Source organism: Pectobacterium carotovorum (assembly GCF_033898505.1).
Classification (GTDB): domain Bacteria; phylum Pseudomonadota; class Gammaproteobacteria; order Enterobacterales; family Enterobacteriaceae; genus Pectobacterium; species Pectobacterium carotovorum_J.
On the sequence record NZ_JAXAFK010000002.1, the window covers coordinates 394,097 to 418,740 of the forward strand.

The following is a 24,644-nucleotide window of genomic DNA, read 5'->3' on the forward strand; positions in this document are numbered from 1 at the left end:
AATGAAAATGACTGAAAATTTTCACGACGAGTTATGTAGACTGGCCGCCATGTGTAATGAGGCACGTGTACATGACTGATTTAGTAACTTCTTTTGCCGATTTGGGGTTGAACACCTCTATCCTTAATGCCCTGACTGATTTGGGCTATGAAAAACCGTCTCCGATTCAGGCGGAATGTATTCCTCACCTGCTGAACGGTCGCGATGTGCTGGGTATGGCACAGACCGGTAGCGGTAAAACAGCAGCGTTCTCTCTGCCATTACTGAACAACCTGAAACCTGAACTTAAAGCACCACAAATTTTGGTGCTGGCACCGACCCGTGAGCTGGCGGTGCAGGTAGCAGAGGCCTGCAATGATTTCTCCAAACATATGCACGGCGTGAACGTCGTCGCACTGTACGGCGGCCAACGCTATGACGTGCAACTGCGCGCGCTGCGTCAGGGTGCGCAGATTGTCGTGGGTACGCCGGGTCGTCTGCTGGATCACCTGAAACGCGGTACGCTGGATCTGTCCAACCTGAGTGGTCTGGTACTGGACGAAGCTGATGAAATGCTGCGTATGGGCTTCATCGAAGATGTTGAAAACATCATGGCGCAGATCCCTGCTGAACATCAGACTGCGCTGTTCTCTGCGACCATGCCAGAAGCGATTCGCCGCATTACGCGCCGCTTCATGAAAGATCCGCAGGAAGTTCGCATTCAATCCAGCATTACCACGCGTCCAGACATCAGCCAGAGCTACTGGACGGTGCAGGGTATGCGTAAAAATGAAGCGCTGGTACGCTTCCTGGAGGCGGAGGATTTTGATGCGGCGATTATTTTCGTTCGTACCAAGAATGCGACGCTGGAAGTGGCTGAAGCCCTGGAACGTAGCGGTTACAACAGTGCTGCGCTGAACGGTGACATGAACCAGGCGCTGCGTGAGCAAACGCTGGAGCGTCTGAAAGATGGCCGTCTTGATATCCTGATCGCGACCGACGTTGCGGCGCGTGGTCTGGACGTTGAGCGTATCAGCCTGGTAGTCAACTACGATATCCCGATGGATGCCGAGTCTTACGTTCACCGTATTGGCCGTACTGGTCGTGCGGGTCGTGCGGGCCGTGCTCTGCTGTTTGTTGAAAACCGTGAGCGTCGCCTGCTGCGCAACGTTGAGCGCACAATGAAGCTGACTATTCCTGAAGTGGAATTGCCAAATGCTGAATTGCTGGGTCAACGCCGTCTGGCCAAGTTTGCCGCTAAAGTACAGCAGCAGCTGGAAAGCAGCGATCTGGATATGTACCGCGCGCTGCTGACGAAGCTGCAACCGCAGGAAGAGCTGGATATCGAAACGCTGGCTGCTGCGCTGCTGAAAATGGCACAGGGCGAACGTCCTCTGATTCTGCCACCGGATCCTGTGTTCCGTCCTCGTCGCGAATTCCGCGATCGTGATGATTCCCGTAGTGATTCACGTGGCGATCGTCGCCGCGATCCGCGCGATTCTCGTGACAGCCGTGACGGTGATCGTCCGCAACGTCGTGAGCGTCGTGATGCAGGTGAGATGGAGCTGTATCGCATCGAAGTGGGTCGTGATGATGGTGTTGAAGTTCGTCACATCGTTGGCGCGATTGCTAACGAAGGTGATATCAGCAGCCGCTATATCGGTAACATCAAGCTGTTCGCGTCTCACTCGACGATTGAACTGCCGAAAGGTATGCCGGGCGACCTGTTATCACACTTTACCCGCACGCGTATTCTGAACAAGCCGATGAACATGCAATTGCTGGGTGATGCTCAGCCGCATGAACGTCGTGGCGGTGGCCGTCCTGGTGGCGAACGCCGTGATGGCGCAGCGCCGCGTCGCTCTTTCGGCGGTGGTGAACGTCGTGAAGGTAACGGTGGTGAGCGTCGCGAGCGTTCTTTCAACCGTGATAACCGTGATGGTGCTTCACGCGCTCCACGTCGTCGTCCTGCTGACGCGTAAGCTTCACTTCAGCTTGTTTCAATACAGGCTGTTGTAACAACATCGGCTTCAATGCAAAACGACCCGTTCAGGGTCGTTTTTTTTGGCTAAAACAAATCTATCAACGTGTGCTACAGCGTTTGCCGTACATCCATCGCGATCTCAAACGATTGCAGACGCGCCTGATGGTCAAATATTTGGCCATTGATCATCACTTCATCCGCCTGTGTTTCTCGCAAAAGGCTCTGTAATCCATGCCGTACCTTGGTGCGATCGCCAACAATCGACAGTCGTAATGCTTGATCCGCGCCAAACTGCTCAGCAGGTGATCCGACCGTGTCGATGTTTTCTACCGGAGCGGGCAGCGGGCCCGGTGCGCCACGGCGCAGGTTGATAAACTGTTGCTGCATCGAGGTAAAGAGGAAACGTGCATCCCGATCGCTCTCTGCCGCGACGACATTCACGCAGACCATCGCGTAAGGTTTGGCGTGCGTGGCTGAAGGGATAAAGTGTTCGCGATAGAGGCGGAACGCTTCCAGCAACATATCGGGGGCGAAATGGGCGGCGAAGGCAAAAGGCAATCCCAATCTTGCGGCCAGCTGAGCGCTGTACAGGCTTGAGCCCAATAGCCAGATAGGAACGTGTAAACCTTGCCCCGGAACGGCTTGTACCGGCTGGCCCGGCTGCGCATCGGCGAAATAGCGTTGCAGTTCCTGCACATCGCGTGGGAAATCTTCAATATCGGCATTGAGGTGACGGCGCAGCGCCATCATGGTGCGCTGGTCGGTGCCGGGGGCGCGGCCTAATCCCAAATCGATACGGCCGGGATACAGCGACTCCAGCGTACCGAACTGCTCGGCGATGACGAGCGGTGAGTGGTTTGGCAGCATCACGCCGCCAGAGCCGAGACGGATGCGTTCCGTTCCCGAGGCAAGGTAGCCGAGCAGCACGGATGTTGCTGCGCTGGCGATACCGGTCATGCTGTGGTGTTCAGCCAGCCAATAGCGGTGATAGCCCCATTTTTCTGTATGTTGCGCCAGATCCAGCGAGCGATGGAAGGCGTCACGCGCTGTCGCACCTTGCGGAATAGGCGCAAGATCGAGGACGGAAAACACAGTGGATTGAGAAGGTGTGGACATAATATGGCTCACTTTGTTGTTCACTGACTCCACCCATTCGGTGGATGCTAATGCCGTCAGTCAATGGTGAAAGTCAGAGCAGTATGCGGGAATGTCACGGTTATACGTAGTTCAAAGGTGCGCTTAGGAAGGAAAGGGCGGCTGGCCGCCCTGATAGGAAGTGAGTTACTGAACGAGTTCAAGGCCGGCTACGCGGCGCCAGTAGCCGTTACAATCGGCCTGATTTTCCAGGGCTAGCGGTGCCGAGCCTTGTTCGTTGGCGCGGAATTTATCCAGCATCGCTAGCGTGCCGATATCGTTTGGCGACAGCCGGACAATATCGACCAGATCTCGCATAGATGTCAGCTCGTTGCCGAGGTTGTAGCAATAGCCGCTTTGCGTCTGGATGCCATTCAGGACAAAGACTTGCTGGTTCTCCTGCGACAGCATTTTTCTGCCCTGTGGGTAGCTAAGGCAGCAGGTTTCACATTCGTCTTTTGGCCGATCTTCTGAACGCGCGGTGAAGCAGCGGGCGGAATAGGCTAGCGGCAAATGGCCGTAGCTGAGTACTTCCACTTCAAACTGATGGCGAAAGCCAAGCTCGTCACACTGATTCAGCAGGTTTTGCAGCCAGTCACGGGAAAGCTCGACCGGCATGCACCAGCGCACCATGCCTTGTTTGTGCAGGACTCGCAGGGTGTAAGCGTTGTAGCAATTGAGCGCGTGTCCGGCGACAAACGGCAAATGGCGTTCAGCGGCGATGTTAACTGCACCCAGATCGTTTGCTTCCAGCAAGAACTCACCGTTTTCCACATAGCGCTTCAGTTCCGTGAGTTCAGACGGAGCCTGCAAGAGCGCGAGCGTCGAGATCACCACCTGCTTGCCGCTGCTGGCGATTTCACGGGCCACGTTGAACCAGTCCGCCACCTTCATCAGACGGCGCTTGCTGCACACCGTTTCGCCGAGATAAATGATATCGGCGCTGCTGTTCACCGCGGCCTGATAAAACGCCTCGACATCCTCTTTCGGCCAATAGTAGAGGATATTCCCTAATGCGTATTTCATGTGTTCTCCCGCTACTGCCATTTACGGTGATAAGCGCCGAGCGTGGTCTGCGTGCCTTCAGCCACAGCACCCAACGCGTCCATCCAAGCCTGAGTGGGAACGAATGTCTCAGGATTGGCACGGCAACGATCGATAGCCTGTCGCCACACCTGTGTGATCTGGCTGACGTAGGCTGGGCTGCGCTGGCGACCTTCTATCTTCACGGAGGCAATATTGGCGGCCATCAACTCAGGCAGCAGCTCCAGCGTGTTCAGGCTGGTTGGCTCTTCCAGCGCATGGTAGCGCTGCCCATCGACTAAATAGCGGCCTTTACACAGTGTGGGATAACCGGCGTTTTCATCGTCCTGATAGCGGTCGATCAGAATATTGTTCAGGCGCGATTCCATACCGTTTTCCGTCTGCTGCCAGCGTACAAATCGCGCTGGCGAGCAAGCACCCACGGTATTCGGTGATTCACCGGTCAGATAAGAAGAGAGATAGCAGCGGCCTTCTGCCATGATGCACAGGCTACCGAAGGCGAACACTTCGAGCGGTACCGGGCTGGTGCGGGCGATTTGCTTCACCTGATGGATGGATAGCACGCGTGGCAGCACAATACGTGAGACATCAAAATGACGATGATAAAAACGGATTGCTTCGGTGTTTGTCGCGGAAGCCTGAACCGACACATGACGCTCGATGTGGGGATAGCGCTCGGCGGCATACTCCAGCATGGCGAGATCGGCGAGGATCAGTACGTCGGCTCCGATTTGTGCTGCCATATCCACGGCTCGCTGCCAGCGCTGATAGCCGTCCGGATGAGCAAACGTATTGATGGCGATATGCAGCTTACGCCGGTGGCGGTGCACGTATTCGCGCGCTTCCTGTAGTTTCTTATCGGTGAAATTCAGCCCGGCAAAATGACGTGCGTTGGTGTCGTCCTTCAGGCCGATATAGACCGCATCTGCGCCATTATCGATGGCAGCTTTCAGTGCCGGCAGGTTACCGGCGGGGCAAAGCAGTTCCATACACAATCCTTCATTAATCCCTTCGGGGCCGTAGCTGCTCGGTACGATCAATGATGTTCAGACTGACGATCGCTGTTGATGACGGCGTTCTGCCGCCACCCCTGCGGGCTGTCGCGAGCGATGCTGAAAATCGTTTACGACGATTTTTTATCAGTCGATGAATGTTGTTAACGATTGGGAATCTTAATTAACCCATCAGATAAGGACTTTGATTTAAGGCAGTTTATGGTGCTAATCGTCGCGCCAGAACAAAATCTGTTGGGCATAATCGGATAACCGACTAAATTATTGACATAGACCTCTGCCGCGTGCGGTGGATGTGGCAAAATGCTTGCAGATTATCTGAACAGTCAGATTGCTTTAAGAGGAGTACGCCAGTGTTGGAAAAACTACGAGCGCAGATTGTGCGTCAGGGGCCGAGCTTATTAGGTAAGCCACTCAAGTTCACCCCCTTTGCGCTACAGCGTCAGGTTTTGGAACAGATGTTGGGCTGGCAGTTCCGTCAGGCGCTGGAAGAGGGCGATCTGGCATTTCTCGAAAGCCGCTGGCTGAAAATTGAGGTGCGTGATGTTGGCCTGCAATGGTTTATGACGCTGCGCGATGGCCGTCTGGTGGTGAGCCATGACGAGACGCCGGATGTCAGCTTCAGCGCGGATGCGAACGATCTGATTTTGATCGCCGCGCGTAAAGAAGATCCCGATACGCTCTTTTTCCAGCGTCGTCTGCGTATTGAGGGCGATACCGAGTTAGGTTTGTATGTGAAGAACCTGATGGATGCCATTGAGCTTGAAGCCATGCCTGCGCCGCTGCGCATTGGCCTGCTGCAACTGGCAAACTTTGTGGAAGCCGGCTTACAGGAGGGCGCAGTGCAACCAGCGAATCACGCGCCAGTATCATGCTAGTTCGGGTGGAAATTCCCGTTGATGCCGCCGGGATCGACAGCTTATTGCGCCGCGCTTTTCCTACGGGTGCAGAAGCCGATCTGGTGCATCAACTGCGTGAAGACGGCTTATTGACGCTCGGCGTCGTAGCGACCGACGATGAAGGCGGCGTGGTGGGCTACGCGGCATTCAGCCCGGTGCTGATCGAAGGTGAGGATCGGCAGTGGGTGGCGCTGGCGCCGTTGGCGGTAGAGGAAAATCTGCGCCGGCAGGGCGTGGGGGAAAAACTGGTCTACGAAGGCCTGGATGCGCTGAATGAATTTAGCTATACCGCCGTCGTTGTGCTGGGTGAGCCTGCTTACTATTCCCGCTTTGGTTTCGTTCCGGCTACCGAGCACCAGTTGCATTGCCGCTGGCCGGACAGTGAATCGACGTTTCAGGTCTACCCGCTGGCGGACAATCAGGTTGCTGGTGAAAATTCATCTGAAGGCGAAAGCGGATTTGAACAGGCGACCGGTCTGGTGGAATACGCCGAACCGTTTAACCGTTTTCTCTAACGTGATTCGCTAACCGATAGCGAATCAATACATCGTGTCTGAAATACATAGTGCCTGAGGCTGGTCTTGTACCAGCCTTTCTTTTTGGCTTTTACTCAACTGCTTAATGCGATATTCCAGTTTGAGTGCGTTTGAGCGATCGCCCGCCAGACAGTGAAACACTAGCGTCAGTTCCCCTTTCCCCCGCAGCGCTTTCGCCCCTTTTCCCGTTTGATGTTGATTCAGGCGGCGGCTGACATCCGTCGTAATACCCGTGTACAGCGCTCCGGTGACTGTGCGCAGTATGTACAGATACCACTGGGGATGTTCGATGTGTTCAGTCATGGTCTTGTCTATGGATTATTGTTTGAAAAAGTGATTTGTCCCAGCTAAACATAAATAGCACGTCCTACTCATCGTATTTCACACCAATCGTATTTCAAACCATTAGTACTTCAAACAGTCAGCATTTCAAATAACTAGCACTGCATCGCATTAATAGCCGTTCTTCACCACGATGCACTTCTTTTACGGATAGGGAAAAACGTATGACACTGAAACGATATATACCCCCCGCTCTGGCCGTGGCGTTCTCTTCTTGCTTCCTTTCACTGGGTTATGCCGCTGAACTGGCTGAGAAAGATCGGGAAACGATTGTGAACGCCGTCGCGAATTATTCGGGCCAGATGACGACTGTTGCTCAGCAGATATGGTCAAAGCCCGAACTGGGTTATTTGGAAACCAACACGTCCCAACTACTACAGGATGAGCTAAAAGCTTCCGGGTTCAGCGTTGAAGCGGGCGTCGCAGGCATCCCAACCGCGTTTGTGGCGACGGCGGGGAAATCCGGCGGGCCGGTTATTGGTATTCTGGCCGAGATGGATGCGCTGCCGGGTTTCTCTCAGGCCGCGACGCCGGAACGCTCTCCGGTTGCGGGTATTGAGGCTGGACATGCCTGCGGGCATCACCTGTTTGGCGCGGGATCGGTGGGTGCGGCAATTGCGCTGAAACAGTGGCTGGAGGCGACGGGAAAACCGGGGCAAATCCGAGTTTACGGCACGCCGGCTGAAGAAGGTGGTTCCGGTAAAGTGTATATGACGCGAGCGGGGCTGTTTAAGGATGTGGATGTGATGCTGCATTGGCATCCCGGTGATGAGAATTCTGCCTCGCAAGATTATTCGCTGGCGAACGTGAACGGTAAGTTCCGTTTCTATGGTCGCTCCGCGCATGCCGCGATGGCGCCAGAGAAAGGGCGCTCGGCGCTGGACGGCGTGGAGGCGCTGAATTTTATGGTGAATGCGATGCGGGAACATGTGCCGCAGGAAACGCGTATTCACTATGTGATTACCGATGGCGGCAAAGCGCCGAACGTGGTGCCGGATTTCGCCGAAGTCTATTACTACGTGCGTCATCCCGATCCGGCCGTGGTCGCCAGCGTGACCGATCGCATTCGCAAAGCGGCGGAAGGTGCCGCGTTGGGAACCGAAACGCGTTATGAGTTTGAAATTCTCGGCGGCGTGTACAGCCTGTTGCCGAACAACGTGTTGGGAAAAGTGATGGATGACAGCCTTAGAAGCGTTGGGGGGCCACAATGGGATAAGGCGGATACGGATTTTGCTACCGCGTTGCAGAAAACGTTAGATCAAGCCAAATTGCCGCCGCTTTCCAGTGCCGGTCAGATCGCGCCGTATCATTTTGGTGAAACGGGCTATGCGTCGACCGATGTGGGTGATGTCAGTTGGGTGGTGCCGACGGTCGGGTTGGGAACGGCGACCTGGGTCCCCGGCGTACCTGCACACAGCTGGCAGGCGGTGGCATCCGGCGGCATGGCGATTGGCTATAAAGGCATGGACGTAGCGGCTAAAACGCTGGCTGTTACAGGGGCCAAGCTGCTGAGCGATCCCGCATTAATTCAACAGGCGAAAGACGAGTTTGATAAGAGCCGTGGCGAGAACTTCCACTATAAGCCGCTACTAGGCGATCGAGCGCCTGCGTTGGATTACCGCAAACCTTCCACAGGGAAATAATTTTCCCCCTTTGCTCGCGGTTTCTCTCTGTGTTTAGGGAGAAGCCGCTATGCTTACTCCATACCCGTCATACTTCAAGTTGCATGTGCGTTGGCTGCGTTCAGTCACCCGAATCACTTACTCAAGTAAGCTCATCGGGACTCCTTCGCTTGCCGCGTTACGAGGCGCATAAATGGGCCTCGCCCTAAAGGGCCAACGCTTTGCATTGTTCAAAACGTTAACGTTTTGTCCTGAAACTTGAATTATTTAGGGTATATATATGGCTTCAACCAGAAGCATCGGGCGATCTGTGACCGCGTGCAGCCGCCTCTTTATTCATTCCTTATGAAGGGCGGAGCTGGTCGACAAGACTGTCAGTGCTATTCCCCGTCTTGGCCTTATTCAGGGAAGTATGTGTGATAAAAATCACATATAATCACTATCTATTGCATTTCTCTTACATCAAGTGTGAATGAATGCACAAAATAGTCCGGCATGGCGTGTTCAAATGTCTGATGAGTCGTCTTTATTTAATGAATAAATAGTTTCTTTCGGTATCGTTCTTTCGGTGTTGGAATCATCACAGGATGAATTGTAGAGGAAGGCTGATTGCGGTGAGAAGGATCTCGGTGCCGCTACAGGTTGTTTCTCCTGAGCGCTATCTTCAAGGAACCAAGTCCGCTCGCCAAACGTGCTGGTTTTGCACCAGTTAATGTTCAGGGCCGGTTAGACCGGCTGACGAGTTGGAGAGTTGTATGACCAAGCTGACCACGGCCGCGCAGCGTGCGCTGGCGCTGATGGATTTAACCACGCTGAATGAGGATGATACGGATGAAAAAGTGACGGCGCTCTGCCGTCAGGCGAACAGCCCGGCAGGGAAAACTGCTGCTATCTGTATCTATCCACGTTTTATCCCCCTGGCGAAAAAGATCCTGCGTGAGCAAGGTACGCCGGATATTCGCATTGCGACCGTCACCAACTTCCCGCACGGCAATGATGATGTGGCAATTGCGGTTGCAGAAACCAAGGCGGCAATCGCCTACGGCGCTGATGAAGTTGATGTCGTATTCCCTTACCGCGCACTGATAGCTGGCAACGCTCAAATCGGTTTTGAGCTGGTGCAGGCATGCAAAGCGGTGTGTCAGGATGCCAACGTGCTGCTGAAGGTGATCATTGAGACGGGTGAGCTAAAACAGGACGCGCTGATCCGTCAGGCGAGCGAGATTGCCATTGATGCGGGTGCGGATTTCATTAAAACCTCAACCGGCAAAGTCCCCGTGAACGCGACGCCAGAGAGTGCGGCGATCATGCTGAAAACGATCCGCGATAAAGGCGTAGGCGAGCGCGTTGGCTTTAAAGCGGCGGGTGGCGTACGCAATGCGGAAGACGCCGCCATCTATCTGCAACTGGCGGACGATATCATGGGCGCTGAATGGGCGACGGCCTCGCATTTTCGCTTTGGCGCATCCAGCCTGCTGGCAAGCCTTCTGACCACGCTCGGCCACGGAGCAACAGCGCCGCAGGGCGGCTACTAAGCAGGCGTACAGGCGCACGACTTCATGTGTGACAACGTTATTCGTGACAACATTTTTTCATAACAGCATTCTGTTTATGACTGCATTGGCTCACAACAGCAAATGCGTCCGCAGCAAAAGGCTGCGGAGCCACATCAGAATTCATCAGGAGTACAGACCTTGTTTCTGATTCAAGAAATTATTCGTAAGAAGCGTGACGGAAAAGCTCTGAGCGAAGAAGAGATCCGCTTCTTTATCAACGGTATTCGTGACAATACCGTCTCCGAAGGCCAGATTGCGGCTCTGGCGATGACCATTTACTTTCATGACATGTCGATGGACGAGCGCGTGGCGCTGACGTTGGCAATGCGCGACTCCGGCACGGTGTTGGACTGGAAAAGTCTGAACCTGAACGGCCCGCTGGTGGACAAACACTCTACCGGCGGCGTGGGTGATGTCACTTCGCTGATGTTGGGGCCGATGGTCGCTGCCTGCGGGGGCTACGTCCCGATGATCTCTGGGCGCGGTTTAGGCCATACCGGCGGCACGCTAGATAAGCTTGAAGCGATTCCGGGGTTGGATATTTTCCCTAACGATGACGATTTTCGTCGCATCATCCAGCAGGTTGGCGTCGCAATTATTGGGCAGACTTCCTCACTGGCTCCGGCGGATAAACGCTTTTACGCTACGCGTGACATTACCGCCACGGTCGATTCAATTCCGCTGATCACCGCGTCGATTCTGGCGAAAAAACTGGCTGAAGGGCTGGATGCGCTGGTGATGGACGTCAAAGTGGGGTCGGGGGCGTTTATGCCGACCTATGAACTGTCCGAGCAGTTGGCGCAGGCGATTGTCGGCGTAGCGAACAACGCGGGATGCCGCACCAGTGCACTGCTGACTGACATGAATCAGGTGCTGGCCTCTAGCGCGGGTAATGCGCTGGAAGTGCGGGAAGCCGTGCGTTTCCTGACGGGGGAGAGCCGCAATCCGCGCCTGTATGATGTTACTATGGCACTCTGTGGCGAGATGCTGCTGGCGGGCGGGCTGGCAAGCTCGGCGGACGACGCACAGTCACGTCTACAGGCCGTGTTGGATAACGGTAAAGCTGCCGAAGTCTTTGGCCGCATGGTCGCCGCACAGCGTGGCCCGGGCGATTTTGTCGAACACTACGATCGTTACCTGCCAGTGGCGACATTAAGTAAGCCGGTGTTCGCGACGCGTGAAGGCATCGTGACCGCGATGGACACGCGCGCGCTGGGCATGGCAGTCGTCTCGCTGGGCGGCGGACGTCGTCAGGCTACCGATACGATCGATTACAGCGTCGGTCTGGATAGCATGATCAGCCTGGGTGAGCGTGTTGATGCGCAGCGCCCGCTGGCGGTGATCCATGCCAATACAGAAGCGCAATGGCAGCAGGCGGCAAATGAGGTTCGCGCCGCGATCCAACTGGGCGACACGGCGCCAGAAAAGACCCCGATGGTCTACCGTCGGGTGAGCGCAGAAGCGTGATCGCCAGAGTGGGTTATTGGTCGTCTTGAAATTGATATTCCCCTGCCTGTAGGCAGGGCGTTAGCGCATAGCTGCGCAGGAGAGAAAGAATGAAACGTGCATATATTATGGTTCTTGACTCGTTTGGCATCGGCAGCAGTGCGGATGCAGAGCGTTTTGGCGATGTCGGTTCGGATACGCTCGGTCACATCGCTCAGGCGTGTGCGGCGGGGACGGCGGATAAAGGGCGCAGCGGCAAGCTGCATTTGCCGAACCTGAGCCGTCTGGGGCTGGGTAAAGCCGCTGAGGCCTCAACGGGGACGTTCCCAGTAGGGCTGGATGAAAATGCCGACATCATCGGTGCTTACGCGCACGCCAGCGAAATCTCCTCGGGGAAAGATACGCCGTCTGGCCACTGGGAAATTGCCGGTGTGCCTGTGCTGTTTGACTGGGGCTATTTTAAAGATGAAGAAAACAGCTTTCCGCAGGAATTGCTGGATAAGCTGGTAGAACGTGCCAATCTGCCGGGTTATCTGGGCAACTGCCACTCTTCCGGCACGGTGATTCTGGATCAACTGGCTGAAGAACACATGAAAACCGGCAAGCCGATTTTCTACACCTCTGCGGATTCCGTGTTCCAGATTGCCTGCCATGAAGAAACGTTCGGTCTGGATAAGCTGTACGAACTGTGTGAAATCGCCCGCGAAGAGCTGACCGAAGGGAATTACAACATCGGGCGCGTGATTGCACGTCCGTTTATCGGCGACAAACCCGGTAACTTCGAGCGTACTGGCAACCGTCACGATCTGGCCGTTGAACCGCCAGCGCCGACCATTCTGAAAAAAATGGTAGATGAAAAAGGCGGTGAAGTGGTTTCCGTCGGTAAAATTGCGGATATCTACGCGCAGGTCGGCATCACGAAGAAAGTGAAGGCGACCGGCATTGATGCGCTGTTTGACGCGACGCTGAAAGAGATGGATAACGCGGGCGACAACACCATCGTGTTTACCAACTTTGTTGATTTCGATTCTGCCTACGGTCACCGTCGCGATATTCCGGGCTACGCTGCCGCGCTGGAGCTGTTTGACCGCCGTCTGCCAGAAATGCTGTCCCGCGTGAAAGGCGATGACATCCTGATTCTGACGGCAGACCACGGCTGTGACCCAAGCTGGCACGGCACCGACCACACCCGTGAGAACGTCCCGGTGTTGATCTATGGCCCGAATGTGAAACCGGGCTCATACGGCCACCGTGAAACCTTCGCCGATATCGGGCAGACGGTTGCGGCCTACTTTGGCCTGTCGCCTATGGACTACGGTAAATCGATACTGTAAAACACACCGTTTTTACGTGAACTTGATTAATTAAGGAATAAACGCATGGCTACGCCACATATTAATGCAGAAATGGGTGATTTCGCGGACGTTGTACTGATGCCGGGAGACCCGCTGCGTGCTAAGTACATTGCAGAAACCTTTCTGGAAAATGCCCGCGAAGTGAACAACGTGCGTGGCATGTTAGGGTTCACGGGGACCTACAAAGGCCGTAAAATTTCGGTTATGGGCCACGGGATGGGGATCCCATCTTGCTCAATCTATGCGAAAGAACTGATCACCGAATTCGGCGTGAAGAAGATCATTCGCGTGGGTTCCTGCGGTGCGGTACGTGAAGATGTGCAGCTGCGTGACGTGGTGATCGGTATGGGCGCCTGTACGGATTCCAAAGTGAACCGTATGCGTTTCAAAGATCACGACTATGCGGCTATTGCTGATTTCGACATGGTGCGTAATGCCGTTGATGCGGCCAAAGCACGCGATGTTTCTGTCCGTGTAGGTAACATCTTCTCCGCCGATCTGTTCTACACGCCAGACCCGCAGATGTTCGACGTGATGGAAAAATACGGCATCCTGGGTGTGGAAATGGAAGCGGCCGGTATCTACGGCGTCGCGGCAGAGTTCGGTGCAAAAGCGCTGGCCATCTGTACCGTTTCTGACCACATTCGTACCGGTGCACAGACTACGTCAGAAGAGCGTCAAAACACGTTCAACGAGATGATCGAAATCGCGCTGGAATCCGTTCTGCTGGGCGATAACGAGTAAGTTCACATCAGCCCGGACGTTCGTTCCGGGCTGTTTTTCTCTTCACCTCTCTCCGTAAGCAACCTGCTGACTGTCTGCCGCTGGCGGTGCAACAGAAGGCTCGTCTGTGTGATTTTCTGTGTGCGCTTTCTTCTCTGCTTCGAGTGGCGTTAACCGTATCTGATGTGTGAAACAGGCCAATACCGCAGGCTGATGGCTGACGGCCAGTACGATCGTGTGTGGCAGCGCAGTCCTGATGTGCTCTAGCAGCTGAAGCGCCGCTGCGTCATCGAGTTGGCTGGTGGCTTCATCCAGACAAAGCAGCGTCGGGCGCAGCAGCAGCACACGTGCGAGCGACAGGCGCTGTTGTTCGCCGCCCGATAGCTCCCGGCTCCAGTTTGCCTTGTCGTCCAGACGAGGAATCAACGCGGCCAGCCCGGTTTGTTCCAGCGCCGCGATCGTCTGCGCAGTATCCGCTAGCTGTGCCTGCGGGTAACACAGCACCTGACGTAGCGTATCCTGCGGTAAATAGGCTTTTTGCGGCAAAAACAGCGTGCGGCCTACAGGGAAATGCCAGTCTCCTTGCGAAATCGGCCACAGCCCCGCCAGCGCACGCAGCAGCGTGGTTTTTCCCGTGCCGCTGGCTGCGTTAAGCGTCGCCCACTCGCCAGCCTGAAGCGTGAGCGTCAGCGGGGCGAAATACGGCGAACCATCGGGGCGCGGTACGGATAGCGCGTTGATGTGCAGAGTATGACCTTCATGGCGCGGGGCGTCTGGCACAGGCAGTTGCTGTAATCGGTGTTGGAATTCCCACAGCCGTTCAATCGTGGAAGACCACTGAACTAGCTGGCGATACGCATCGATAAACCAGCCAAAGGCATCCAGTACATAGCCGAAGGCGGATCGCGCCTGCATAATCGCCCCGAGGCTAACCTGACGAGCGAGAAACAGCGGCAGGGTAGCGAAAACCGGAATAATCAGGCTGAAGCGGAAATAGCTGGTCGTGAAGCTTTCCAGCCGGAATTCTCGCGCCATTAGGCGCTGCCAGTTTTGCACGATGGGCAGGAAATGTTGCCGCATCCGCTGCTGTTCGGCGTCGCTCCCCTGATAAAACGCAATCTGCTCGCTGTTATCCCGCACCCGTAGCAGCGTGGCGCGATAGTCAGCCTCTGTCCGCTGACGCTCAATGTTCAGCTTGTGCAGGCGGTGCCCCAGCAGGTGCGTCACCACGCTGGCTAGTGCGGCGTAAACCAGCGCGATCCACACCAGATAGCCGTGTATCGTGATGGTGTAGTCGCCCAGCGTGACGGTGTGGACGCCGGAAAGCTGCCAGAGAATGGCGATGAAAGAGAAAAAACGGGCGGTGTTTTTCAGTAGCGAAAGCAGGAGCTCGAGGCTTTGTTCGATCAGCAGACGAATATCTTCCGCGATGCGCTGATCGGGGTTATCCAGCCCTGAGTTGAGCTGATAGTGGGCGTGATTGCGCAGCCAATCCTGCTCATACTGCTGCGTCATGGTATCGCGCCAGCGGATAATCAGCTGTTTCTTGAGCCAGTTGCCGCAGATGATCACCAGCACGAACAGCAGCGTATAGGCCAGATAGCGCACGACCATATCGTAGATTGAGGCGTGCTGAAAATAGTCGGCCAGCGCGTCGTAAAAATCCCGACTCCAGTTATTGTACTGCACGCTGATCCACACGACGGAGAGCGTCAGGCTCATGATCAGCAATAGCAATAACCACAGCAGCGTGGCGCGTGTAGTCAGCCAGAAAGGCGCGACCAGTGAATAAAAGCGTCTAAGCGTTTGCATAATTGGGGGAGCGATAGCCTGCCAGAAGAGGCTGGCAGGCATATTCGCTTAGAAATTCCACTTCGCGGTCAGCATGAAATTACGCGGGTCGCCGTAATAGTTGTTGCCGCTAAGATGGCGATTGTTCAGGTTTAAGAAGTAGGTTTTATCCGTCAGATTATTGCCCACCAGATTGAAGCTCAGGTTTTTGCTGTACTGATAGCGGATATTGGCGTTAAACAGGGTGTAGCCGCCCTGATGCAGACCATAAGCCCGGTTCGGGTAGGTTTGCGTTTCGGTCTGTGCCGTCATACCTGCGCCAATCGTCCATTGGTTCAACTCACCCGGCAGATTGTATGAGGTGTAGAGCTTGAACATATGCTTCGGTGTACGCGGGCTGAACTGTGCGGCTCTTTCACTCGCACTGCCTTCAAGATATTTACTGTTGGTCAGGGTATAACCCGCCTGAATCTGCCAGCCTTCAGTCAGTTTCCCCGTGACATCCAGCTCCACACCCTGACTTTGTACCTTGCCTTCGGGCTGGGAGCAGCTTGTGCCGATCAGGCAAACCGAGCTATCCGCGACGGCCATGGCCCGATTTTCCTGAATGATGCGGAACAGCGCCAGTGAGGTATTCAGATCGCCATCAAAGAATTCGCCCTTCACGCCGGTTTCATAGTTGGTGCCGGTAACCGCGGGCAGCAGCTTGCCGTTGCGGTCTTTTTCGCTCTGCGGCTTGTAGATCTCGGCGTAGCTCAAGTACCAGGTGTAGTGATCGGCGAAGTCCCACAGCAGGCCGCCGTAAGGGACAAACTCATTACTGGCATGCAGGCTGCTGAGCGAGGAGGTATTGCGGAGATGGTTAGTGAAATACTCGTCATAGCTGTAGGCGCTGTAGCGGCCGCCCAGAATTAGCTTCCAGTCATCCGCCAGTTCAAATCTGGCTGTGGCGAACGCGCCGCGCTGATAAAGATTAAAACGGTCGTTGTAGTGGTTGTTGTAGAGACTCGTATTTGACCAGTCCGGTTCTGCCAGCGAATTGGGCTGCCAGTTGAAGATATTCACGCTGCTGGTGTTGTTGATGCGGATGTGGTTGTTATCGAAGTTCTCTTTCTGATAATCACCGCCCACCACCAGTTCATGATTGCGTCCCAGCAGTTCGAACGGACCGTTCAGGCTGAGGTTGTAGCCCCACTGTTCGGCTTTATTGTCGTAGCGCAGGTTATTGTTGAGCGATGACGTCCCCGTTGCCGGATTGACGCCGCTGGTGCCGTTCATGATTCCGATATAGCTGCTGGCCGCACGGGAATGGATATAGTTCAGCGCGGTTTTCAACGTCCAGTCGTTATCGAAGTGGTGTTCCAGTTCGACGAACGGGTTAATTTTTTCAAATTCGATGCGGTTCCAACTGGCACCCAGATAGGTGGAACGCGGCAGGTTCAGGCTGCTTTTATCGGTGGCAAACGGAACGCCATACACATCAGGCACGCCCCGGGTTTTTTGCCAGTTGATACCGCCGGTCACCGTGGTGGACGGCGTCAGGTCGTAAGCCAGCGTGCCAAACAGCACTTTTCTTTCACTGTGCTCGTAATCTTTAAAGCTCTGCTTATCCTGATAAACACCGACGAGACGGCCGCGCAGGCTGGCATCGTCGTTCAGCGGCCCGGAGACATCGAGTTCGCTGCGGTAATTATCCCAACTGCCAGCGCCAACGCTGCCGGAAGCCTGAAAGTTGTGAGTAGGTTGCTTGCGCACCAGATTAACGGTGCCGCCGGGTTCGCCATTGCCTTGTGACAGACCGGACGCCCCGCGCAGGATTTCGACACGGTCATAAATCGCCAGATCGGGCGATTCGCTGGAGGCCTGAACTGCACCCATGTTGGAGACGCTGTTCTGGCTAGAGAAGTTAACGCCGTCTTCCTTGATATTATCCATCACGAAAGCACGCGACTCGTATTTCACCTGATAGCTGTTTTGATTGACCACGTTAATGCCGGTGGTTTGCTTCATGGCCTCATCCAGCGAGGTCATATTCTGATCGTCCATCCGCTGGCGCGTGACAACGCTCACCGACTGAGGCGTTTCTCGCGGCGACAGATTCAACTGCGTCGCGGTGTTCATGCTGCGCGTAGTGTAGGACTGGGTGCCTTCGGTCACGCCGTTGCGGTTGATGCCCGCTACGACCAGCATCTCATCGCCCTGCGGTATTCTCTGTAAGCGCCAGACGCCGTTAGGCTGTGGAACCACCTGAAGCCCGCTTCCTGCCAGCAGTGCCGAAAATCCGCCATCGACGCTGTAATTCCCTTGCAGGGACGGCCCGGTTTTTCCTGTCGCCAGCTGTGCATCGCCGACCAGATAAACGCCCGACTGGGCGGCAAACTGGTTTAGCTGCTGGTTAAGCGACCCGGCAGGAATAGCGTAGGTTTTGGTTGCCGCCGCGGCTGTCGTTTCCGCTGCGATTGCGGTGGAATGTGCGAGCAGCGGTGCGCCGCACAGCAGCAGATGAACGGCTATTGCCAGTTTGGAAGGGGTGCGCTGTGTAGAGAAAAATGGAATCAATGCCATGAAAATTCGCCTTCTGACCCAGAGTAAAAATTGGTGGTTTTACTGTGAATCGAACGACAGTGGAAAAAGGGGAACTCAAAAGAGAAAATTTTTTGGCCGTATCCCAAAAAACGGTATCCGAAAAAGAGGGCGATATCAGCGCGGTTCCACGGTCACCCACCACGGAAAACGTCGATGGATGCGAACCGGGAAGGCCTGCGCCAGCATGTTCAGTGCCATGTCGGTATCGGTTAAGGGGAAGGTGCCCATCACGCGTAAATCAGCGATGGCAGGCTGGCACGCCAGATAGCCGTGGCGATAGCGAGACAGCTGCGCCACGACCTCTCCCAGCGGCATGTTGTCCGCCTGGAGCACGCCGTGTGACCAGTCGGCATCGTTCTGCTGGTTAGAGACGATGTCACCCTGACCGTCGGCGTTAAAACTTAGGTGATAGCCCGCGTTGACCCGACGTGCGGTGGAGGCGTACTTGGCGCTGGCGTCGACCGCGTGTTGGTAAACGGTCAGCGTGGTGGCCTCCGGCTCTTGCGCGACGCTGAAGCGCGTGCCCAGCGCCTGCAAACGCCCTTGCGCGGTCGTGACAAAGAAAGGGCGGGCATCGGCAGCGGTATCAATCAGAATATCCCCCGCTAGCAGGGCAATTTCCCGACGCTGGTCGCTGTAGCGGATATCAATCGCGCTGGCGGTATTCAGCCACACCCGGGTGTTGTCCGGTAACGTCAGCGATTTGATTTCTCCTACCGCGCTGTGATGATCGGCTGTCATCGCCAGCAGCGAGCCTTTTAGCGGCGTGTGGCGGTAAGTCAGCCAAGAAAGGAGTGAGCCAGTGCTGAGCAGCGCAGCGAGTTTGAGCGCACGGCGGCGTGCCATCGACGCAGGCTGGTGCAACAGCGTATTCAGCGCAGGCTGTTGACCGTCACCACGTAGCGGCTGGAAGCGTTGGCTGACCGTGAGCACGAACTCCCAGGCATGGCGATGTTCTTCGCTTTCGTCCATCCAGCGCTGCCAGTGGCGGTAGTGCTCATCGGCAGGTTCCCGATCGCACAGCTGGGCGTACCACTGCGATGCCTGCTGCAAGGCAATAAAGCTGGGTTTGTTCCGACTGGGGTTGTTCATGAATGAGCGGCCTGACCGTCCGCGTCTATCTCTGCCTCCAGCAGTACACAGTGCAGCATGGCCTGCGCCATGTATTTTTTCACCATGCGTTCGGAAACGCCCAGTGTCTCGGCAATCTCCCGATAGGGGAGCCCTTGTACCTGCGCCATGATGAAGGCGGCGCGCACCTTCTCGGGCAGCGCACGCAGCATGGCATCGACCTGATACAGCGTTTCGAGAATGATATTGCTGTCTTCCGCTGACAGGGCAACCGGTTCCGGCTGTTCGGCCAGCGAGGTAAGCCAGACGCGCTCAATTTCCCGTTTGCGCCAGAGATCGACGCACATACCTTGTGCCATCACGCTCAAATAAGCCCGCGCGCCCGCGTGGCTGTCGAACTGACGTGGCTTCAGCAAGAGCCGTAAAAATACATCCTGTGCCAGATCGGCCGCATCACACAGATTCCCCAGCCGTTTGCGCAATAGCCCCTGCAACCAGCCATGATGCTGGCAATAGAGCTGATGCATATCTGCTGAGGTATCAATATTGGCTGATGACATGTCTGGTGCCTGAACCGGAACGATAGGAGGTCAAATTTCAGGCGCATCTTAGTTGAGAATGATTTTTATTTCAATGCTAAGGAAAATGTGGGTACTGATGGAGAGAGGACGGGATGCTCCGCAACGTGTGGGCTGCAAGGCGAAAATGCACCACGCCCTCTAGCGGTGCGGTTCAACGACAGCGGAAGAGGCCGGCCTTAACGTCAGGCCAGCCCGATAACGTTACTTAATCGCCTGAGCAGGAACCTGTGCGGTGCTGTTAAAGCTGATCTCGTTGATCGCGCTCCATTTGTTCACATCGGTGCCAAACGTATCCAGTTTGAAGAATTTGGCTTTAACGGCTGGGAAGGTGAATTTTTCACCGTCTTTGGCATTGCTGGAGGTGACCAGATTCTCAGCCAGCTTTTTCCAGGTTTTACCGTCGGTGGAGTAGGAGACGGAGAACTTCAGTTTGCGCTCGTCCGCTTTGAAAGGAACAAGAACAAAGTTCTCAACCGATTGTTCTTTATCCAGTTCTAACTGAACCCAGCTCTCACCATTTGCTGCCCAGCGCGTTTTTACGTCGCCATCGGCAATGTTGGCCGGCTTGTGGCCTTTGTCTGAATCATAAGCGGAGGCTGTCACCGCCGTTACTTGTACCGCGTAAGCGGAAAGAGAGAATAAGCCGCACAGAAGCGTCGTAGCCAGAGTGTATTTTTTCATATTATTCCTCGTTGATAACGGATAAACCATGGCATGCCTGCAAACCAGAAACATGAAATGGAATGTCATTATGATAAAAAAGAAACGATGTTTTATTTGTAGCGATCACGTTGCGGGGATTTTTCTGGCAGGAAAAAAGGCAGAGCGAGACGGGGCGCACATTTATGGCACTCTCCTCGTGGCGAGTGCCGCAGATAAAGGTGTTAGCCGAGCGGCAGCGCCATGAGAATCGCGTCTTCTCTACCTTGTGCCGTGGGGTAATAATCGCGGCGCACGGAGACTTCGTTAAAGCCCAGACTTTCATACAGCGCGATGGCGCGTGCGTTTGATTCGCGGACTTCCAGCCACAGCGTCAGAATTCCGCGTCGCTCCATTTCGTCGATCAGGTGCTCCAATAGCTGGCGACCCAAGCCCTGACGCTGGTGGTCGGGGTGCACGGCGATGTTGAACAGCGTCGCTTCATCCAGCACAACCTGCGTGATGGCGTAAGCGGCAAGCTGCCCGTCATGGCTCAGTTTGATGTTGAAATAACGTTCCCCTTGATTGCTGACAAACGTTTTTTCCGTCCAGGGAAAGGCGTGGCTGGCTTGTTCAATTTTAAAGGCTTGCGCCAGGTCAGCTGGCGTCAGAGAAGATATCGTGTTCATGTTCACAGATCTGTTGCCACAGCGCCCGTTTGGCGTCGGCATTTTGATAAAGTTCGGAAAGCAGAGGGCTGGAAAGCTGAACGCCCTGTAGCGCAATCGGCTCCGCAATACCCAGCCGCCAGCTATGGCAGCGTGCGTCGGCGGGCAGCATCTCGAGCTGCTGCGGCGTCAGCCGATAGGCTTGTGCAGGCGTCAGCGCCAGACTGTGCAGGACATCGGCCAGCAGCGGTTCATCATCGGCCAGCGGCTCGGCGGAGACAATCACCAGACGCACCTGTGCGGGCAGACTGACGGCGATTTCGCCTTGCAGCACCGTTGGGCGACGCAGCGTCCACTGCGTAATCCCCAGTTGCTGTAGCAGCCTGTCACGTCTTGATTCCATGCGTTATCCTGTCTGGCGTGCGAGAAAATGATTCGTGCCTATGCTAACAAACCCCGTCAGGCTGCGCCAACGTCGGCGCGGTTATTTCCTCTGCGCGCTGCAACTTCGGGGGCGAAGCGTATATAATCCCCCGCTCAATGATTAAGGAGCCGTAGCCCGATGTCCGCATTAACCCCCGCCAGTGAAGTTATACTGCGCCATAGCGATGAATTTCTCTCACGCCGCGTTCTGTTTGCCGGTGATTTGCAGGATACCCTGCCTGCGCAATTTGAGGCGGCGTCGGTGCGTGTCCACTGCAACCAATATCACCACTGGCAACAGATGGTAAAGCCGCTTGGAGAGAATGCTCGATACGGCCTGGTGGCGGATGCAGCGCTGGTGGCGGATAGCGATACGCTGATCTATTACTGGCCGAAGAGCAAACAGGAAGCGGAATTCCAACTGCGTAATCTGCTGTCCCTGCTGCCGGTTGGCGCGGAGATCTTCGTGGTTGGGGAAAACCGCAGCGGCGTGCGCAGCGCCGAAACTGTGCTGTCTGATTTCGTTGATCTGGTTAAAATCGACAGTGCGCGCCGCTGTGGGCTTTACCACGGTCGGATTGACAAGCAGGCCAGCTTCACGCTGGATGACTGGTGGGACGAGTATGTGACGGATGGTGTGACCGTCAAAACGCTTCCGGGCGTCTTCAGTCGTGATGACCTGGATCCAGGTAGCCGACTGCTGCTGTCTACGTTTGAGCCGCACATGAAAGGCAAAGTGCTGGATATCGCCTGCGGGGCGGGCGTGCTGGCATCGGTACTGGCGAAACAGTCGCCGAAGATCCGCCTAACGCTGAGCGATGTCAGCGCGGCGGCGGTGGAGTCCAGCAAAGCTACGCTGGCGGCGAATGCGTTGGAAGGCGCGGTGATTGCGAGCAACGTCTATTCCGACATTAATGGCCGCTTCGATATGATCGTCTCCAATCCACCATTCCACGACGGCTTACAGACTAGCCTGCAAGCCGCGGAAATGCTGATTCGTGGCGCGGTGACCCATCTGCCGGTTGGCGGGCAGTTGCGCATCGTCGCTAACGCCTTCCTGCCGTATCCGGCGCTGTTAGACGCCGCATTTGGCAGCCATGAAGTGCTGGCGCAGACCGGACGCTTTAAAGTGTATCAAGCCACTGTTGGTCGTCCGCCGCGCACAGGCAGTAAAGGTCGTCGGTAATCCTACTGATTAAGGGCTGCCATACTCTCCTTGCCATAGCGTTCGCCCGCTGCGGCATCGGGTGGGAAGATGGCATTAATGGCGGCCAACTCCTCTTGCGTCAGCGTGACATCCAGCGCCGCGACGTTCTCTTCCAGATAGCGGCGGCGTTTGGTGCCCGGAATCGGCACGATATGCTCACCCTGTGCCAATACCCACGCCAGCGCCAGTTGTGAAGGTGTAACCTGTTTTTCCTGCGCCAGTTGGTTAATTTTCTCTACCAGCAGCAGATTCTTGTCGAAGTTTTCCCCAGAGAAACGCGGATTGGTGCGGCGGAAATCGTCGGCGGCCAGATCGTCCGGGCTGCGAATCGCACCGGTCAGGAAACCCCGGCCCAGCGGGCTGTAAGGCACAAACCCGATCCCCAAACGCTCACAGGCAGGCAGAATGTCGGCTTCCATATCGCGTGTCCACAGTGAGTATTCACTCTGTAACGCCGTAATGGGGTGCACGCGATGCGCACGCTCCAGCGTGGTGACGGAGGCTTCACTCAGGCCGATGTAGCGAATCTTGCCTTCCTGTACTAGCTCCGCCAGTGTGCCGACTGTCTCTTCGATCGGAACCGTCGGGTCGATGCGGTGCTGATAGTACAAATCGATGACGTCCGTACCGAGGCGCGTCAGGCTGCCTTCTACCGCACGGCGGATATAATCCGGCTTACCGCAGATGCCGCGCGCGTTGGGGTTTGCCGGGTCGCGGATGATACCGAATTTGGTTGCCAGAAAGACCTGATCGCGCTTGCCTTTTATCGCTTTTCCGAGCAGTAACTCATTGGTGTGTGGGCCATACATATCGGCGGTATCCAGCAGTGTGACGCCCAGCTCCAGTGCGCGGTGCAACGTGGCGATGGATTCTTTCTCATCCTGCGCGGTGGAGTAGAAATCGCTCATCCCCATGCAGCCTAGCCCAATAGCCGAAACCTGTGGACCGTTCGTGCCTAATTTGCGCTGTTGCATTGTCATCTTCCTCATTTCGTTGGCAGTGAAAGCAGTCTGGTTGTTTATCTAACAAAGATAAATACCGCTTTTTATGCAACACTGTTCAAAAATAACCAACAATGGTGGCGGTGATGGATCATATTCAGGCGATGCGGGTTTTTGTGCGAATTGTCGAATTAGGTAGCTTCAGCCGGGCGGCGGAGCGACTGACACTACCGCGTGCGACGGTGAGCAACACCATCAAACAGCTTGAAGGGCGTCTAGGGGTGCGTTTGCTACAACGCACGACCCGTCAGGTGCAGATCACCGATGAAGGACGCGTTTATTATGAACGCTGTCTGCAATTGCTTGCGGAAATTGAAGAAATCGACACGCTATTCACGCAGCAAAAACAGCAGCCCGTTGGTAAAGTGCGGGTGGATATGCCGCACTCGCTGGCGCGAGAGATCGTCGTTCCGGCGCTGGGGGAGTTCTACGCGCGTTATCCGCAGGTGACGCTGATGCTGAGCGCCAACGATGCGGCGATTAATGTGCTGCGTGAAGGCGTTGACTGTGTGTTGCGAGCCTGGCAGACGGACGACGAGACGCTGGCGACCCGCCATTTGCCGTCAATGCCGCAGATTACCTGTGCGTCGGCCGACTATCTGGCGCGATACGGCGTGCCGCGTTCGCTTGATGAGCTGTCGGGGCATCGCATGATCGGGTATTTCTCCCTGCGTACTGAATATCTTTATCCGCTGGAATTCATGTCGGATGATGAGTGCATTACGCGTATGTTGCCCAGTGCGTTGCAGGTTAACGGCACCGATGCCTACATCGCCAGTGCCCGTGCCGGGCTGGGGATTATTCAGGCACCGCGTCGCGGTTTACGCCCATTTCTGGAAAGCGGGGAACTGATGGAGATCCTGCCGGAAATGCCGCCGCCTGCGATGCCGCTTTACGTGATGTATGCGCCCGGTCGTTTTCTCGCACCACGGATTCGGGTGTTTATAGAATGGCTTGATGAGCTCTTTACGCGCAACGCCGCAGCGAGATGATGATTTTTGCAGCAAACCCCGCATTCCAGAGGAAATAATCATTGACGTGAAC

General features: G+C 55.5%; 23 protein-coding genes. 11 read left to right on the forward strand and 12 right to left on the reverse strand.

Annotated features, from left to right (window positions below):
• The first annotated feature begins 7 nt into the window (after nt 1-7).
• Together yrbN and R9X49_RS13805 are read left to right on the forward strand one after the other, a co-directional pair.
• A complete protein-coding gene (gene yrbN / locus R9X49_RS23175) occupies nt 8-79 on the forward strand; it encodes a protein YrbN (RefSeq protein ID WP_225088091.1) in 72 nt (23 codons plus the stop codon).
• Nucleotides 72-1,961: a DEAD/DEAH family ATP-dependent RNA helicase gene (locus R9X49_RS13805; RefSeq protein WP_271876000.1), complete on the forward strand. Its 1,890-nt coding sequence runs from the start codon at nt 72-74 to the stop codon at nt 1,959-1,961. Before yrbN ends, R9X49_RS13805 begins: the two co-directional genes overlap by 8 nt.
• A gap of 110 nt (nt 1,962-2,071) precedes the next feature.
• Here R9X49_RS13805 and R9X49_RS13810 read toward each other — a convergent pair whose 3' ends face one another.
• The 3 genes from R9X49_RS13810 to ubiU all read right to left on the reverse strand — a co-directional run bounded on the left by R9X49_RS13810 (nt 2,072) and on the right by ubiU (nt 5,130).
• Nucleotides 2,072-3,079: a luciferase-like monooxygenase gene (locus tag R9X49_RS13810; protein ID WP_319848947.1), complete on the reverse strand. Its 1,008-nt coding sequence runs from the start codon at nt 3,077-3,079 to the stop codon at nt 2,072-2,074.
• Between the two features lie 165 nt (nt 3,080-3,244).
• A complete protein-coding gene (locus tag R9X49_RS13815) occupies nt 3,245-4,123 on the reverse strand; it encodes a U32 family peptidase (protein WP_319848948.1) in 879 nt (292 codons plus the stop codon).
• An 11-nt stretch (nt 4,124-4,134) separates the two neighbouring features.
• On the reverse strand, nt 4,135-5,130 hold the full coding sequence (gene ubiU, locus R9X49_RS13820) for a ubiquinone anaerobic biosynthesis protein UbiU (RefSeq protein ID WP_039502133.1): 996 nt from the start codon (nt 5,128-5,130) through the stop codon (nt 4,135-4,137).
• Nucleotides 5,131-5,507: 377 nt separating this feature from the next.
• Here ubiU and ubiT point away from each other — a divergent pair, with 377 nt between their 5' ends.
• Together ubiT and R9X49_RS13830 are read left to right on the forward strand one after the other, a co-directional pair.
• Nucleotides 5,508-6,032, forward strand: coding sequence for a ubiquinone anaerobic biosynthesis accessory factor UbiT (ubiT, locus tag R9X49_RS13825; RefSeq protein ID WP_319848949.1), 525 nt, complete (start codon nt 5,508-5,510; stop codon nt 6,030-6,032).
• Nucleotides 6,026-6,568, forward strand: coding sequence for an N-acetyltransferase (locus R9X49_RS13830; RefSeq protein WP_319848950.1), 543 nt, complete (start codon nt 6,026-6,028; stop codon nt 6,566-6,568). Before ubiT ends, R9X49_RS13830 begins: the two co-directional genes overlap by 7 nt.
• Before the next feature lie 24 nt (nt 6,569-6,592).
• Here the strand turns inward: R9X49_RS13830 and R9X49_RS13835 are convergent, their stop codons facing one another.
• Nucleotides 6,593-6,892 carry a GIY-YIG nuclease family protein gene (locus R9X49_RS13835; RefSeq protein WP_319848951.1) on the reverse strand — a complete coding sequence of 100 codons (300 nt, stop codon included), beginning with the start codon at nt 6,890-6,892 and terminating at the stop codon, nt 6,593-6,595.
• Between the two features lie 203 nt (nt 6,893-7,095).
• Here R9X49_RS13835 and R9X49_RS13840 point away from each other — a divergent pair, with 203 nt between their 5' ends.
• The 5 genes from R9X49_RS13840 to deoD all read left to right on the forward strand — a co-directional run bounded on the left by R9X49_RS13840 (nt 7,096) and on the right by deoD (nt 13,654).
• The gene (locus R9X49_RS13840; RefSeq protein WP_319848952.1) at nt 7,096-8,574 is read left to right on the forward strand and encodes an amidohydrolase; all 1,479 of its coding nucleotides are present in this window, start codon (nt 7,096-7,098) and stop codon (nt 8,572-8,574) included.
• 734 nt (nt 8,575-9,308) lie between these two features.
• The gene (deoC, locus tag R9X49_RS13845) at nt 9,309-10,088 is read left to right on the forward strand and encodes a deoxyribose-phosphate aldolase (protein WP_319848953.1); all 780 of its coding nucleotides are present in this window, start codon (nt 9,309-9,311) and stop codon (nt 10,086-10,088) included.
• 159 nt (nt 10,089-10,247) lie between these two features.
• A complete protein-coding gene (gene deoA / locus R9X49_RS13850; protein WP_319848954.1) occupies nt 10,248-11,576 on the forward strand; it encodes a thymidine phosphorylase in 1,329 nt (442 codons plus the stop codon).
• A gap of 89 nt (nt 11,577-11,665) precedes the next feature.
• Nucleotides 11,666-12,889, forward strand: coding sequence for a phosphopentomutase (gene deoB, locus R9X49_RS13855; protein ID WP_319848955.1), 1,224 nt, complete (start codon nt 11,666-11,668; stop codon nt 12,887-12,889).
• Nucleotides 12,890-12,934: 45 nt separating this feature from the next.
• The gene (gene deoD / locus R9X49_RS13860; protein WP_039485937.1) at nt 12,935-13,654 is read left to right on the forward strand and encodes a purine-nucleoside phosphorylase; all 720 of its coding nucleotides are present in this window, start codon (nt 12,935-12,937) and stop codon (nt 13,652-13,654) included.
• 42 nt (nt 13,655-13,696) lie between these two features.
• Here the strand turns inward: deoD and R9X49_RS13865 are convergent, their stop codons facing one another.
• The 7 genes from R9X49_RS13865 to R9X49_RS13895 form a co-directional block, all read right to left on the reverse strand.
• Nucleotides 13,697-15,487, reverse strand: a complete 1,791-nt coding sequence (locus tag R9X49_RS13865) for an ABC transporter ATP-binding protein/permease (RefSeq protein WP_319848956.1) — start codon at nt 15,485-15,487, stop codon at nt 13,697-13,699.
• A gap of 6 nt (nt 15,488-15,493) precedes the next feature.
• Nucleotides 15,494-17,989: a TonB-dependent siderophore receptor gene (locus tag R9X49_RS13870; protein ID WP_319848957.1), complete on the reverse strand. Its 2,496-nt coding sequence runs from the start codon at nt 17,987-17,989 to the stop codon at nt 15,494-15,496.
• 135 nt (nt 17,990-18,124) lie between these two features.
• Nucleotides 18,125-19,102 carry a FecR domain-containing protein gene (locus R9X49_RS13875; RefSeq protein WP_319848958.1) on the reverse strand — a complete coding sequence of 326 codons (978 nt, stop codon included), beginning with the start codon at nt 19,100-19,102 and terminating at the stop codon, nt 18,125-18,127.
• On the reverse strand, nt 19,099-19,641 hold the full coding sequence (locus R9X49_RS13880; protein ID WP_319848961.1) for a sigma-70 family RNA polymerase sigma factor: 543 nt from the start codon (nt 19,639-19,641) through the stop codon (nt 19,099-19,101). Before R9X49_RS13880 ends, R9X49_RS13875 begins: the two co-directional genes overlap by 4 nt.
• 222 nt (nt 19,642-19,863) lie before the next feature.
• The gene (locus R9X49_RS13885; RefSeq protein ID WP_319848963.1) at nt 19,864-20,343 is read right to left on the reverse strand and encodes a discoidin domain-containing protein; all 480 of its coding nucleotides are present in this window, start codon (nt 20,341-20,343) and stop codon (nt 19,864-19,866) included.
• A gap of 203 nt (nt 20,344-20,546) precedes the next feature.
• Nucleotides 20,547-20,990 carry a ribosomal protein S18-alanine N-acetyltransferase gene (rimI, locus tag R9X49_RS13890; protein WP_319848964.1) on the reverse strand — a complete coding sequence of 148 codons (444 nt, stop codon included), beginning with the start codon at nt 20,988-20,990 and terminating at the stop codon, nt 20,547-20,549.
• Nucleotides 20,959-21,372, reverse strand: a complete 414-nt coding sequence (locus R9X49_RS13895) for a DNA polymerase III subunit psi (protein ID WP_319848966.1) — start codon at nt 21,370-21,372, stop codon at nt 20,959-20,961. The genes rimI and R9X49_RS13895 overlap by 32 nt, the downstream gene beginning before the upstream one ends.
• 159 nt (nt 21,373-21,531) lie before the next feature.
• On the opposite strand from R9X49_RS13895, the gene rsmC reads away from it, so the two are divergent.
• Nucleotides 21,532-22,578 carry a 16S rRNA (guanine(1207)-N(2))-methyltransferase RsmC gene (gene rsmC / locus R9X49_RS13900; protein WP_319848967.1) on the forward strand — a complete coding sequence of 349 codons (1,047 nt, stop codon included), beginning with the start codon at nt 21,532-21,534 and terminating at the stop codon, nt 22,576-22,578.
• A gap of 2 nt (nt 22,579-22,580) precedes the next feature.
• Here rsmC and R9X49_RS13905 read toward each other — a convergent pair whose 3' ends face one another.
• Nucleotides 22,581-23,573, reverse strand: a complete 993-nt coding sequence (locus R9X49_RS13905; RefSeq protein ID WP_319848968.1) for an aldo/keto reductase — start codon at nt 23,571-23,573, stop codon at nt 22,581-22,583.
• A gap of 113 nt (nt 23,574-23,686) precedes the next feature.
• On the opposite strand from R9X49_RS13905, the gene R9X49_RS13910 reads away from it, so the two are divergent.
• Entirely contained in the window at nt 23,687-24,592 is a 906-nt protein-coding gene (locus R9X49_RS13910) for a LysR family transcriptional regulator (protein ID WP_319848969.1), read from the forward strand.
• Nucleotides 24,593-24,644: the final 52 nt, after the last annotated feature.

Excerpts from the sequence above, each read along its gene's own strand:
- R9X49_RS13805 (WP_271876000.1), top strand. The coding sequence starts at position 72 with ATGACTGATTTAGTAACTTCTTTTGCCGATTTGGGGTTGAACACCTCT.
- R9X49_RS13810 (WP_319848947.1), bottom strand. The coding sequence starts at position 3,079 with ATGTCCACACCTTCTCAATCCACTGTGTTTTCCGTCCTCGATCTTGCG.
- R9X49_RS13815 (WP_319848948.1), bottom strand. The coding sequence starts at position 4,123 with ATGAAATACGCATTAGGGAATATCCTCTACTATTGGCCGAAAGAGGAT.
- ubiU (WP_039502133.1), bottom strand. The coding sequence starts at position 5,130 with ATGGAACTGCTTTGCCCCGCCGGTAACCTGCCGGCACTGAAAGCTGCC.
- R9X49_RS13830 (WP_319848950.1), top strand. The coding sequence starts at position 6,026 with ATGCTAGTTCGGGTGGAAATTCCCGTTGATGCCGCCGGGATCGACAGC.
- R9X49_RS13835 (WP_319848951.1), bottom strand. The coding sequence starts at position 6,892 with ATGACTGAACACATCGAACATCCCCAGTGGTATCTGTACATACTGCGC.
- R9X49_RS13840 (WP_319848952.1), top strand. The coding sequence starts at position 7,096 with ATGACACTGAAACGATATATACCCCCCGCTCTGGCCGTGGCGTTCTCT.
- deoC (WP_319848953.1), top strand. The coding sequence starts at position 9,309 with ATGACCAAGCTGACCACGGCCGCGCAGCGTGCGCTGGCGCTGATGGAT.
- deoB (WP_319848955.1), top strand. The coding sequence starts at position 11,666 with ATGAAACGTGCATATATTATGGTTCTTGACTCGTTTGGCATCGGCAGC.
- deoD (WP_039485937.1), top strand. The coding sequence starts at position 12,935 with ATGGCTACGCCACATATTAATGCAGAAATGGGTGATTTCGCGGACGTT.
- R9X49_RS13865 (WP_319848956.1), bottom strand. The coding sequence starts at position 15,487 with ATGCCTGCCAGCCTCTTCTGGCAGGCTATCGCTCCCCCAATTATGCAA.
- R9X49_RS13870 (WP_319848957.1), bottom strand. The coding sequence starts at position 17,989 with ATGGCATTGATTCCATTTTTCTCTACACAGCGCACCCCTTCCAAACTG.
- R9X49_RS13875 (WP_319848958.1), bottom strand. The coding sequence starts at position 19,102 with ATGAACAACCCCAGTCGGAACAAACCCAGCTTTATTGCCTTGCAGCAG.
- R9X49_RS13880 (WP_319848961.1), bottom strand. The coding sequence starts at position 19,641 with ATGTCATCAGCCAATATTGATACCTCAGCAGATATGCATCAGCTCTAT.
- R9X49_RS13885 (WP_319848963.1), bottom strand. The coding sequence starts at position 20,343 with ATGAAAAAATACACTCTGGCTACGACGCTTCTGTGCGGCTTATTCTCT.
- rimI (WP_319848964.1), bottom strand. The coding sequence starts at position 20,990 with ATGAACACGATATCTTCTCTGACGCCAGCTGACCTGGCGCAAGCCTTT.
- R9X49_RS13895 (WP_319848966.1), bottom strand. The coding sequence starts at position 21,372 with ATGGAATCAAGACGTGACAGGCTGCTACAGCAACTGGGGATTACGCAG.
- rsmC (WP_319848967.1), top strand. The coding sequence starts at position 21,532 with ATGTCCGCATTAACCCCCGCCAGTGAAGTTATACTGCGCCATAGCGAT.
- R9X49_RS13905 (WP_319848968.1), bottom strand. The coding sequence starts at position 23,573 with ATGCAACAGCGCAAATTAGGCACGAACGGTCCACAGGTTTCGGCTATT.
- R9X49_RS13910 (WP_319848969.1), top strand. The coding sequence starts at position 23,687 with ATGGATCATATTCAGGCGATGCGGGTTTTTGTGCGAATTGTCGAATTA.